Genomic DNA, 11,605 nt, shown 5'->3' on the forward strand with positions numbered 1-11,605 from the left:
ATGCGCATTCGCGCGCTGGTCGCGTTGGTGGGGTTGCTGTTGGTGGCATATGCCGTCGACGCCGTGGCGGCTTCGCAGGTCAAGAGTGTTCGCCTGTGGCGAGCGCCGGATAACACGCGACTGGTATTCGACCTGTCGGGCCCGGTCGAGCATAGCCTGTTCACCCTGCAATCGCCTGACCGCCTGGTGATCGACATCAACGGCGCTACCCTGGGCACGCCGTTGAACCTGCCGATCGCCAATACGCCGATTACCTCGGTACGTTCGGCCCAGCGAACGCCCACCGACCTGCGGGTGGTCATCGACCTGAAGAAGGCCGTGACCCCGAAAAGCTTCTCCCTGGCGCCCAACCAGCAATATGGCAACCGCCTCGTGGTAGACCTGTTCGACAACGCCGCCGACGCCACGCCGCCACCGCCGGAGCCTACCGTGGCCACTACTCCGGCCGTGCCGGTGACCCCGGTGCAGCCGGCGATCAAGCTGGCGCCGGTGCCAAACGGCAAGCGTGACATCATTGTTGCCATCGACGCCGGCCACGGCGGCGAAGACCCAGGTGCCTCTGGCTCGCGCGGCCAGCATGAAAAAGACATCACCCTGCAGATCGCCCGCGAGCTGCAACGCCAGATCAACGGCGAGAAGGGTTTCCGCGCCGAGTTGACCCGTACAGGTGACTACTTTATCCCGTTGCGCCAGCGCACCGAGATCGCCCGCAAGAAGGGCGCCGACCTTTTCGTGTCCATCCATGCCGACGCCGCGCCATCCTCGGCGGCCGTGGGCGCCTCGGTATTCGCCCTGTCCGAGCGCGGGGCCACTTCCGAGACCGCGCGCTGGCTGGCTGACAGTGAAAACCGTTCCGACCTGATCGGCGGTGCCGGGGCCGTGAGCCTCGATGACAAGGACAAGATGCTCGCCGGTGTGCTGCTGGACCTGTCCATGACGGCCTCGCTGAGCTCCAGCCTCAACGTCGGCCAGAAAGTATTGAGCAACATCGGCCGCGTGACGCCGCTGCACAAGGCACGGGTCGAGCAGGCCGGGTTCATGGTGCTGAAGTCCCCGGACATCCCCTCGATCCTGGTGGAGACTGGCTTCATCTCCAACTCGGGCGAAGCCGCCAAGCTGCAAAGCTCCAGCCACCAGCAAGCGCTGGCGCGCTCCATCACCAGCGGCGTACGCCAGTTCTTCCAGCAGAACCCGCCACCGGGCACCTACATCGCCTGGCTGCGCGACAGCGGAAAACTGGCCCAGGGCCCTACCGAACACGTGGTGCGCCCCGGCGAAACCCTGCCGATGCTTGCCGTGCGCTACAACCAGTCGGTGGCTACCCTGCGCAGCGCCAACAACCTGACCACCGATGAATTGAAGATAGGCCAGACCCTGGAAATTCCTGCAACCGTATTGGCGGCACAGCAATGACGTCTTCCGCCCGTATTGAGCTGCTCAGCCCGCGGCTCGCCAACCAGATCGCCGCTGGCGAGGTGGTTGAGCGCCCGGCGTCGGTGATCAAGGAACTGCTGGAAAACAGCCTGGACTCCGGCGCCCGGCGCATTGATGTGGAAGTGGAGCAGGGCGGTGTGAAGCTTCTGCGGGTACGCGACGACGGCAGCGGTATTGCCTCGGACGACCTGCCCCTGGCGCTGGCCCGCCACGCCACCAGCAAGATCCGTGACCTGGAAGACCTGGAACGGGTGATGAGCCTGGGGTTTCGGGGTGAAGCCCTGGCGTCGATCAGCTCGGTGGCACGCCTGACCCTGACCTCGCGCACCCGGGATGCCGAGCAGGCCTGGCAGGTGGAAACCGAAGGCCGGGACATGTCCCCGCGCGTGCAGCCGGCCGCGCACCCGGTAGGCACTTCGGTTGAAGTGCGCGACCTGTTCTTCAATACCCCGGCGCGGCGCAAGTTTCTCAAAACCGAAAAAACCGAATTCGATCACCTGCAAGAAGTGATCAAGCGCCTGGCCCTGGCGCGTTTTGACGTAGGCTTCCACCTGCGCCACAACGGCAAGAGCATCCTCAGCCTGCACGAAGCCCACGACGACACGGCCCGCGCCCGACGCGTGGGTGCCATCTGCGGCCCGGGTTTCCTGGAGCAGGCCCTGCCCATCGAAGTCGAGCGTAACGGCCTGCACCTGTGGGGTTGGGTCGGCCTGCCGACCTTCTCGCGCAGCCAGGCCGACATGCAGTACTTCTTCGTCAACGGCCGCGCCGTGCGCGACAAGCTGGTGGCCCACGCGGTGCGCCAGGCCTACCGCGATGTGCTGTTCAACGGCCGCCACCCCACGTTCGTCCTGTTCTTCGAAGTGGACCCAGCGGTGGTGGACGTCAACGTCCACCCCACCAAGCACGAAGTGCGCTTCCGTGATGGGCGCATGGTGCATGATTTCCTCTACGGCACCCTGCACCGCGCCCTGGCGGACGTGCGCCCGGAAAACCAGTTGCCGGCTGCCCCGGCCATCGAACCAGCAGCGCGCCCCAGCGGCCTGGAGGCCGGTGAATTCGGGCCCCAGGGCGAGATGCGCCTGGCCGCCAGCGTGCTCGAGCAGCAACAGCAGCAACCGGAAGTTGCCAGCCGCGGCTACAGTGCCAGCTCAGGCGCGGGCTACCAATATGTCCCCCGCCCAGCCCAGCCGATGCCAACCGCCGAGACCCAGGCGGCCTACCGTGAATTCTATGCACCGTTGCCCCAAGCAGCGGATACCGCGGCCCCCAACCTGCCGGAAGGCCAGGGTGATATCCCGCCGCTGGGCTACGCGTTGGCCCAGCTCAAGGGCATTTACATCTTGTCCGAGAACGCCCAGGGCCTGGTGCTGGTAGACATGCATGCCGCCCACGAGCGCATCATGTATGAGCGCCTGAAGGTGGCCATGGCCAGCGAAGGCCTCAGTGGCCAACCGCTGCTGGTGCCCGAGTCCATCGCTGTCAGCCAGCGCGAGGCCGATTGCGCCGAGGAGCATGCGGTGTGGTTCCAGCGCCTGGGCTTCGAGCTGCAACGCCTGGGCCCGGAAAGCCTGGCCATCCGGCAGATCCCGGCCCTGCTCAAGCAGGCCGAGGCCAACCGCCTGGTGCATGACGTACTCGCCGACCTCATGGAGTACGGCACCAGCGACCGTATCCAGGCCCACCTCAACGAGCTGCTGGGCACCATGGCCTGCCATGGCGCCATCCGCGCCAACCGGCGCCTGGCCATCCCGGAAATGAACGGCCTGCTGCGCGACATGGAAAACACCGAGCGCAGCGGCCAATGCAACCACGGCCGTCCCACCTGGACCCAAATGGGCCTGGACGACCTGGACAAACTCTTCCTGCGTGGCCGTTGATACCCATGAGTGCGTTACCCCCCGCGATATTCCTGATGGGCCCCACGGCTGCCGGCAAGACCGACCTGGCCATCGAACTGAGCAAGGTGCTGCCCATCGAGCTCATCAGTGTCGATTCGGCGCTGGTGTACCGTGGCATGGACATCGGCACCGCCAAGCCTTCCAAGGCCATTCTGGCCGCCCACCCACACCGCCTGATCGACATCATCGACCCGTCCGAGGCCTATTCGGCGGCCGAATTTCGTGCTGACGCCTTGCAGGCGATGGCCGAGATCACCGCGCGGGGCAATATCCCGTTACTGGTCGGCGGCACGATGTTGTATTTCAAGGCATTGCTGGATGGGTTGGCCGATATGCCCCCGGCCGATGCCGCCGTGCGCGAAGAGCTGGAGGCCATGGCCCAGGCCGGCGGGCTGCAGGTTCTGCACGACGAACTGGCCAGGGTCGACCCCGTTTCGGCGGCGCGCATCCACCCCAATGACCCCCAGCGCCTGATCCGCGCTTTGGAAGTCTACCGGGTAAGTGGTTCCAGCATGACCGAGCATCGGGCGCGTCAATCTGCGCAAAGTACCGACGCAGGCGCTACGGGCGCCGGTCAATTGCCCTATACTGTTGCCAGCCTGGCGATTGCGCCGACGGATCGTCAGGTGCTTCACGAGCGTATCGCCCTGCGTTTTCGGCAGATGCTGGAACAGGGGTTCGTCGACGAGGTCAGAGCCTTGCGTGCCAGAAGTGACTTGCACGCCGGCCTGCCGTCTATACGTGCAGTGGGTTACCGCCAAGTCTGGGATCATCTGGATGGCAAGCTGAGCTCGGTGGAAATGCAGGAACGCGGCATCATTGCGACACGTCAACTGGCCAAGCGGCAGTTCACCTGGCTGCGAAGCTTCGGTGATCTTCACTGGTTGGACAGTCTGGCTTGTGACAATCTGCCACGCACCTTGAAATACCTTGGAACGGTCTCCATATTGAGCTGAGTCCTTGTAATTGCCGTCTATCCTTGGGGTGGGGCGGCCTAAGCCATCATTTTTTCTGATATTTCTTACTATTGATCCTTAAAGGAGTGCGGCACATGTCAAAAGGGCATTCGCTACAAGACCCTTACTTGAATACATTGCGTAAAGAGAAGGTCGGCGTTTCGATCTATCTCGTTAACGGTATCAAGTTGCAAGGCACCATCGAATCGTTCGACCAGTTCGTGATTCTGCTCAAGAACACCGTAAGCCAGATGGTTTACAAGCACGCTGTCTCCACCGTCGTTCCTGTGCGCCCGATCCGTCTGCCTAGCGCGACCGAATCCGAGCATGGCGACGTCGAACCAGGTAACGCCTGATAGGAGTCTGCTTTGTTCTTTGAGCGCCACGGTGGTGGTGAACGGGCCATTCTCGTTCACTTGGATGGTCAGGACCCTGAGGCGCGCGAAGATCCGCAGGAGTTTCAGGAGCTGGCCGTTTCGGCCGGCGCCGAAACTGTCGCGTTCGTCAACGTGGCGCGGCATCAGCCCACGGCCAAATACCTGATAGGCAGCGGCAAGGTCGAGGAATTGCGCGACCAGGTCAAAGCCGAACAGGTCGATCTGGTGATTTTCAATCACACCCTCACACCCAGCCAGGAACGTAACCTCGAGCGTGCTTTCGAGTGTCGCGTGCTTGACCGTACCGGTCTGATCCTGGATATCTTCGCCCAGCGGGCGCGCACCCATGAAGGCAAGCTGCAGGTGGAACTCGCCCAGCTCGAGCACATGAGTACGCGGCTGGTTCGCGGCTGGACCCACCTTGAGCGTCAGAAAGGCGGTATCGGCCTGCGCGGCCCGGGTGAAACCCAGCTGGAAACCGACCGCCGCCTGCTGCGGGTGCGCCTGCGCCAGATCAAGGCACGCCTGGAAAAGGTGCGCAGCCAGCGCGAGCAGGCCCGTCGTGGCCGGCGCCGCGCCGACATTCCTTCGGTATCGCTGGTGGGCTACACCAACGCCGGCAAATCCACCTTGTTCAATGCCGTGACCTCGTCCGAGGTGTATGCGGCGGACCAGTTGTTCGCCACCCTGGACCCGACCCTGCGCCGTCTGGAGCTTGATGATCTGGGCCCGGTGATCCTGGCCGACACCGTGGGCTTCATTCGTCACCTGCCACACAAGCTGGTGGAGGCTTTCCGAGCTACGCTCGAAGAGTCGAGCAACTCCGACCTGTTGCTGCACGTGATCGACGCTCATGAGCCGGAGCGTATGGCGCAGATCGAACAGGTCATGGCGGTGCTCACCGAGATCGGCGCTCAAGGCTTGCCGATCCTGGAGGTGTATAACAAACTCGACCTGCTGGAAGGGGTGGAGCCGCAGATCCAACGCGATGCCGACGGCAAGCCGCAGCGGGTATGGGTGTCGGCGCGCGACGGGCGTGGCCTGGACCTGGTGAAACAGGCCGTGGCCGAGCTGTTGGGCGAGGACCTGTTCGTCGCAACCCTGCGCCTGCCACAGCACCTGGCGCGCCTGCGGGCACAGTTTTTCGAGATGGGTGTGGTGCAAAGCGAGGCGCATGACGAGGAAGGTGCCAGCCTGTTGGCGGTACGTGTACCCCGTAGCGAACTCAACCGTCTGGTCAGCCGGGCAGGGATGGAACCGCTGGAATTCATCGAGCAACACACTTTGCAATAAAAGCCCTGCAACGCGGCGGTGCCGCGAGCTCGGGCATTCTGTAGCATTGGTTGGCGCGCCGTGGGTGCGTCTTTGCTTTATCAGATGGAGAGCGCTATGGCTTGGAATGAGCCGGGTGGCAACTCGAACAATCAGGATCCTTGGGGTGGCAAACGCCGTGGGGGCGACCGCAAGGGGCCACCGGATCTCGACGAGGCCTTCCGAAAGCTGCAGGAAAGCCTGAACAGCATGTTCGGTGGTGGTAAAAAACGCGGGGGTGACGGCAACGGCTCGTCCAGGGGCGGTGGCTTCGGCCTGCTCGGGATCGGCCTGGTCGTGCTGGCCGCCATTTGGCTGTACAGCGCCATCTACGTGGTAGATGAGCAGGAGCAGGCCGTGGTGCTGCGCTTCGGCAAGTACTATGAAACCGTGGGTTCGGGCCTGAACATCTATTTCCCGCCCTTCGACAAGAAGTACCTGGAAAACGTGACGCGTGAGCGTACGTACACCAAGCAGGGCCAGATGCTCACCGAGGACGAGAACATCGTCGAGGTGCCGCTGACCGTGCAATACCGCATCAGCAACCTGCAGGACTACGTGCTCAACGTCGACCAGCCGGAAGTCAGCCTGCAGCATGCCACCGACAGCGCCCTGCGCCACGTGGTGGGGTCCACCACCATGGACCAGGTGCTGACCGAAGGCCGTGAGCTGATGGCCAGCGAAATCAAGAAGCGCCTGCAGGGCTTCATGGACACCTACAAGACCGGTATCACCATTACCCAGGTCAACGTGCAGAGCGCGGCCGCCCCGCGTGAAGTCCAGGAAGCCTTCGACGACGTGATCCGCGCCCGTGAAGACGAGCAGCGCTCGCGCAACCAGGCAGAAACCTACGCCAATGGCGTGGTGCCGGAAGCCCGGGGTCAGGCCCAGCGCATCATCGAGGACGCCAATGGCTACCGCGATGAGGTGGTGTCGCGTGCCAAGGGTGAGGCCGACCGCTTCACCAAGCTGGTGACCGAGTACCGCAAGGCACCGGAAGTCACTCGTCAGCGCCTGTACCTGGAAACCATGCAGGACGTCTACAGCAACACCAGCAAGGTGCTGGTGAGCAGCGAGAAGGGTGGTAACAACCTGATCTACCTGCCGCTGGACAAGATGGTCAACAGCAGCCACGGCAATGCGCCAGTGGCCTCGGGCAGCGTGACGCCGCAGGTCACGGACGCGGCAGGTGCCCGCGCCGCCGCCGATCTGCAGCAGCAACAACGTGAACTGCGTTCCAGGGAGACTCGCTGATGGGCAATAAATCACTGATCGCCCTGATCGTTGGCGTGATACTGGCCATCGTGGCGTGGAACAGCTTCTACATCGTCTCCCAGACCGAGCGCGCGGTGATGCTGCGTTTCGGTCGCGTGGTACAGGCCGATGTGCCCCCTGGCCTGCACGTGAAAGTGCCGTACGTGAACCAGGTGCGCAAGTTCGACGCTCGCCTGATGACCCTCGATGCCCCTACCCAGCGGTTCCTGACCCTGGAGAAAAAGGCCGTGATGGTCGATGCGTACGCCAAGTGGCGCGTGAAGGACGCGGAGCGCTTCTATACCGCTACCTCGGGCATGAAGCAGATCGCCGATGACCGCCTGTCCCGCCGCCTGGAATCGGGCCTGCGTGACCAGTTCGGCAAGCGCACCCTGCACGAAGTGGTGTCGGGCCAGCGTGACGAATTGATGGCCGGTATCACCGAGTCGTTGAACAAGATGGCCAACGACGAGTTGGGCATCGAAGTCATCGACGTGCGGGTCAAGGCCATCGACCTGCCCAAGGAAGTGAACAAGAGCGTCTTCGACCGGATGAGCACCGAGCGTGAGCGTGAGGCTCGCGAGCATCGCGCCAAGGGTAACGAGCTGGCCGAAGGCATCCGTGCCGACGCCGATCGTCAGCGCCGCGTGCTGCTGGCCGAGGCCTATCGCGAGTCGGAAGAAGCCCGCGGTGACGGTGATGCCCAGGCGGCCGCCATCTACGCTAAGGCTTACGGTCAGGATCAGGAGTTCTACTCCTTCTACCGTAGCCTGCAGGCTTACCGTCAGAGCTTCTCCAACAAGAGCGACGTGCTGGTGCTGGACCCAAGCAGCGACTTCTTCCGCTACATGGAGAAGTACAAGCCTTGAATGGCGCACTCCGCCGGGCGGTCAAATCGCCCGGCGGGGTGACCATTTCTGAAAACGTGTTATGATGCGGCAGCCGGGAAATTCCCGGCTTTTTTGCGTCTGCAAGATCGATTGGCTCTTCGCGCCAGTCTTTTGCGAAGTGTTTCAGACTGTTTCCAAAGTAATCGAGGGCAATGGCTCACGCAGGCAGGGCGGCATGAAAACCGCTGCAACGTGCCTCGCCATTGCCTGCTTCACTCAAGGCTCGCCCGGAGGCGTGCCGCCCGGATCATAGGGGAAAGGCGTAATGGCAACGGTAGACCGCTGGCTGCTGCCAGATGGCATCGAAGAAGTACTGCCGCCGGAAGCGGCGCGCATCGAAGTAGCGCGTCGCCAGGTGTTGGATCTGTTCCAGAGCTGGGGCTATGAGTTCGTCGTCACCCCGCATATCGAGTACCTGGAGTCGCTGCTGACCGGCGCCGGCCAGGACCTGGATCTGCGCACCTTCAAGGTCGTCGACCCGCAATCCGGGCGGCAGATGGGCTTCCGTGCCGACATCACGCCGCAGGTGGCGCGTATCGACGCCCACACCCTGCGCCGTGAGGGCCCTAGCCGCCTGTGCTACGCCGGCAGCGTGCTGCATGCCCAGCCGCGTGCCCTGTCATCCTCGCGCAGCCCGATCCAGTTGGGTGCCGAGCTGTATGGTGATGCCAGCCCGAGCAGCGATGTGGAAGTGATCAGCCTGATGCTGGCTATGCTTCAACTGGCGGATGTCGCGGATGTGCACATGGACCTGGGCCATGTGGGCATCTACCGGGGCCTGGCGCGCGCCGCCGGCCTGAGTGGTGCGGTGGAGCAGCAGTTGTTCGACGCCCTGCAGCGCAAGGCCATCGACGAGGTCATCGCCCTCACCGAAGGCCTGCCGACCGACCTGGCGGCCATGCTGCGCGCACTGGTCGAGCTGTGCGGTGGGGCTGAAGTGTTCGCCGAGGCCCGTGTACGCCTGGCCAACGCCCCGGCGCCGGTCATCGCGGCCCTGGACGACCTGCAGGCCATCGCTGAGCGCCTGGCGGCCCGTTTCCCCGAGCTGCCCCTGTATTTCGATCTGGGCGAGCTGCGCGGCTACCACTACCACACGGGTGTAGTGTTTGCCGTGTTCGTCCCGGGTGTTGGCCAGTCGATCGCCCAGGGTGGTCGTTATGACGATATCGGCGCCGACTTCGGTCGTGCGCGTCCGGCGACGGGGTTCTCCACCGACCTCAAGACCCTGGTTACCCTGGGTCGCGCCGAGGTGGAACTGCCCAGCGGTGGCATCTGGATGCCAGACAGCACCGATGCGGCACTCTGGCAGCAGGTCTGCCAGCTGCGTCGTGAGGGTCAGCGCGTGGTTCAGGCGCTGCCTGGCCAGGCGTTGAGCGCGGCCGCGGAGGCCGATTGCGACCGCCAATTGATTCAGCAGAACGGGCTGTGGCAAGTACTGCCGCTGGCTTCTTGAGTTTTCCCGCCGGCCGAAGCCGGCACCAAGTTTGCGCGAATGAGGACAAGTGTCATGGGTAAGAATGTCGTAGTCCTGGGCACCCAGTGGGGTGATGAGGGCAAAGGCAAGATCGTTGATCTGCTGACCGAACATGCAGCCGCCGTAGTGCGCTACCAAGGTGGCCACAACGCTGGCCACACCCTGGTGATCGACGGTGAAAAGACCGTGCTGCACCTGATTCCGTCGGGCGTGCTGCGCGAAGGCGTGCAATGCCTGATCGGCAACGGCGTGGTGGTCGCCCCCGACGCCCTGCTGCGTGAGATCATCAAGCTGGAAGAGAAGGGCGTACCGGTGCGTGAGCGCCTGCGCATCAGCCCCTCCTGCCCGCTGATCCTGTCCTACCACGTAGCCCTGGACCAGGCGCGTGAAAAAGCCCGTGGCGAGCACAAGATCGGTACCACCGGTCGTGGCATCGGCCCGGCCTACGAAGACAAGGTCGCGCGCCGCGGCCTGCGCATCGGTGACCTGTTCCACCGCGAGCGTTTCGCCGCCAAGCTGGGCGAGTTGCTGGACTACCACAACTTCGTGCTGGTCAATTACTACAAAGAGCCGGCCATCGACTTCCAGAAGACCCTGGACGAGTGCATGGAATACGCCGAGCTGCTCAAGCCGATGATGCTGGACGTCACCGCCGAGCTGCACGCCCTGCGTCGCGCGGGCAAGGACATCATGTTCGAAGGTGCCCAAGGCTCGCTGCTGGACATCGACCACGGTACCTACCCGTACGTGACCAGCTCCAACACCACCGCTGGCGGCATCGCCACGGGTTCGGGTGTCGGTCCCATGTACCTGGACTACATCCTGGGTATCACTAAGGCCTACACCACTCGCGTGGGTTCCGGTCCGTTCCCGACCGAACTGTTCGATGACGTGGGTGCTTACCTGGCCAAGCGTGGCCACGAGTTCGGTGCCACCACTGGCCGTGCCCGTCGTTGCGGCTGGTTCGACGCCGTCATCCTGCGCCGTGCCATCGACGTCAACAGCATCTCGGGCATCTGCCTGACCAAGCTGGACGTGCTGGACGGCCTGGAAACCATCAACATCTGCGTTGGCTACAAGAACGCCGAAGGCGCGGTCATCGACGCACCGACCGACGCTGACAGCTACATCGGCCTGGAGCCGGTGTACGAGCAGATGCCAGGCTGGAGCGAGTCGACCCTGGGTGCCAAGACCCTGGAAGAGCTGCCGCTGGCTGCCCGTAACTACATCAAGCGTGTCGAAGAGCTGGTCGGTGCGCCGATCGACATCATCTCGACCGGTCCGGACCGCAACGAAACCATCGTGCTGCGTCACCCGTTCGCGTAAGCCTGCTGTAGCAAGCTCAAAGGGCCCTTCGGGGCCCTTTGTCGTTTATGCGTGGCTTGGCCAGCTCGGCGTTCTGTGCGCCCTCCAGGGTTGCGCTGTGGTACGTCTGCGAACTCGCAGCGCCTGTGTCCCAAGCGGGTGCGCGGAAGAAGAGGGCGCTGCGGTTTTCAAACGCCAGAAACGCAAAAACCCGCGTTAGCGGGTTTTTGGGGTGACTCAGAGATCAAGGATCTGTGAATCTGAATTGGTGCCCAGAAGAAGACTCGAACTTCCACGACCGTAAGGTCACCAGCACCTGAAGCTGGCGTGTCTACCAATTTCACCATCTGGGCATTCACTTCGACGTTGTCCGTCGTTGTGGGGCGCACTATACGGAGGGTATCGAGACCTGTAAACCCCTGAATGCAAAAATATTTGAAAAAGTTTTTCGGAGGGCAGATACGCAAAAACCCGCTTTCGCGGGTTTTTGTGAGTGGCTCAAGATTGCTGTAATCTCAAGCCTGAATTTGGTGCCCAGAAGAAGACTCGAACTTCCACGACCGTAAGGTCACCAGCACCTGAAGCTGGCGTGTCTACCAATTTCACCATCTGGGCATCATCGTCAGCGCTGTTGCGTTTCCGATGGGGCGCACTATACGGGCGTCCTTTTGACCTGTAAACCCCTGTTATGAAAAAAGTTTAG

General features: G+C 63.0%; 9 protein-coding genes and 2 tRNA genes. 9 read left to right on the forward strand and 2 right to left on the reverse strand.

Annotated elements, in window-relative coordinates; all coding sequences use genetic code 11:
* The 9 genes from HWQ56_RS02775 (at position 1) to HWQ56_RS02815 (ending at position 10,923) form a co-directional block, all read left to right on the forward strand.
* A complete protein-coding gene (locus HWQ56_RS02775) occupies positions 1-1,413 on the forward strand; it encodes an N-acetylmuramoyl-L-alanine amidase (protein WP_158157067.1) in 1,413 nt (470 codons plus the stop codon).
* The gene (gene mutL, locus HWQ56_RS02780; RefSeq protein ID WP_158157069.1) at positions 1,410-3,314 is read left to right on the forward strand and encodes a DNA mismatch repair endonuclease MutL; all 1,905 of its coding nucleotides are present in this window, start codon (positions 1,410-1,412) and stop codon (positions 3,312-3,314) included. The genes HWQ56_RS02775 and mutL overlap by 4 nt, the downstream gene beginning before the upstream one ends.
* Before the next feature lie 5 nt (positions 3,315-3,319).
* Positions 3,320-4,291 carry a tRNA (adenosine(37)-N6)-dimethylallyltransferase MiaA gene (miaA, locus tag HWQ56_RS02785; protein WP_158157071.1) on the forward strand — a complete coding sequence of 324 codons (972 nt, stop codon included), beginning with the start codon at positions 3,320-3,322 and terminating at the stop codon, positions 4,289-4,291.
* Positions 4,292-4,386: 95 nt separating this feature from the next.
* A complete protein-coding gene (hfq, locus tag HWQ56_RS02790; RefSeq protein WP_008368554.1) occupies positions 4,387-4,647 on the forward strand; it encodes an RNA chaperone Hfq in 261 nt (86 codons plus the stop codon).
* A gap of 12 nt (positions 4,648-4,659) precedes the next feature.
* Positions 4,660-5,961, forward strand: coding sequence for a ribosome rescue GTPase HflX (gene hflX, locus HWQ56_RS02795; RefSeq protein ID WP_158157073.1), 1,302 nt, complete (start codon positions 4,660-4,662; stop codon positions 5,959-5,961).
* A 96-nt stretch (positions 5,962-6,057) separates the two neighbouring features.
* On the forward strand, positions 6,058-7,233 hold the full coding sequence (gene hflK, locus HWQ56_RS02800) for an FtsH protease activity modulator HflK (protein WP_158157074.1): 1,176 nt from the start codon (positions 6,058-6,060) through the stop codon (positions 7,231-7,233).
* Positions 7,233-8,102 (forward strand): protease modulator HflC, encoded by an 870-nt coding sequence (hflC, locus tag HWQ56_RS02805; protein WP_158157077.1) that lies wholly within the window; start codon positions 7,233-7,235, stop codon positions 8,100-8,102. The genes hflK and hflC overlap by 1 nt, the downstream gene beginning before the upstream one ends.
* 286 nt (positions 8,103-8,388) lie before the next feature.
* Positions 8,389-9,576 (forward strand): ATP phosphoribosyltransferase regulatory subunit, encoded by a 1,188-nt coding sequence (locus HWQ56_RS02810; protein ID WP_158157079.1) that lies wholly within the window; start codon positions 8,389-8,391, stop codon positions 9,574-9,576.
* Positions 9,577-9,630: 54 nt separating this feature from the next.
* Positions 9,631-10,923 carry an adenylosuccinate synthase gene (locus tag HWQ56_RS02815; RefSeq protein ID WP_158157081.1) on the forward strand — a complete coding sequence of 431 codons (1,293 nt, stop codon included), beginning with the start codon at positions 9,631-9,633 and terminating at the stop codon, positions 10,921-10,923.
* Between the two features lie 245 nt (positions 10,924-11,168).
* Here the strand turns inward: HWQ56_RS02815 and HWQ56_RS02820 are convergent.
* Both HWQ56_RS02820 and HWQ56_RS02825 read right to left on the reverse strand, forming a co-directional pair.
* A tRNA-Leu gene (locus tag HWQ56_RS02820) sits at positions 11,169-11,255 on the reverse strand.
* Positions 11,256-11,430: 175 nt separating this feature from the next.
* Positions 11,431-11,517: transfer RNA gene (locus tag HWQ56_RS02825), tRNA-Leu, on the reverse strand.
* Positions 11,518-11,605 lie beyond the last annotated feature (88 nt).

Origin of the sequence: Pseudomonas eucalypticola (genome assembly GCF_013374995.1) — a bacterium.
Taxonomy (GTDB): Bacteria; Pseudomonadota; Gammaproteobacteria; order Pseudomonadales; family Pseudomonadaceae; genus Aquipseudomonas; species Aquipseudomonas eucalypticola.

Bases quoted from the DNA above. Each gene is read 5' to 3' on its own strand.
- HWQ56_RS02775 (WP_158157067.1), top strand. From the start codon at position 1: ATGCGCATTCGCGCGCTGGTCGCGTTGGTGGGGTTGCTGTTGGTGGCA.
- mutL (WP_158157069.1), top strand. From the start codon at position 1,410: ATGACGTCTTCCGCCCGTATTGAGCTGCTCAGCCCGCGGCTCGCCAAC.
- miaA (WP_158157071.1), top strand. From the start codon at position 3,320: ATGAGTGCGTTACCCCCCGCGATATTCCTGATGGGCCCCACGGCTGCC.
- hfq (WP_008368554.1), top strand. From the start codon at position 4,387: ATGTCAAAAGGGCATTCGCTACAAGACCCTTACTTGAATACATTGCGT.
- hflK (WP_158157074.1), top strand. From the start codon at position 6,058: ATGGCTTGGAATGAGCCGGGTGGCAACTCGAACAATCAGGATCCTTGG.
- hflC (WP_158157077.1), top strand. From the start codon at position 7,233: ATGGGCAATAAATCACTGATCGCCCTGATCGTTGGCGTGATACTGGCC.
- HWQ56_RS02810 (WP_158157079.1), top strand. From the start codon at position 8,389: ATGGCAACGGTAGACCGCTGGCTGCTGCCAGATGGCATCGAAGAAGTA.
- HWQ56_RS02815 (WP_158157081.1), top strand. From the start codon at position 9,631: ATGGGTAAGAATGTCGTAGTCCTGGGCACCCAGTGGGGTGATGAGGGC.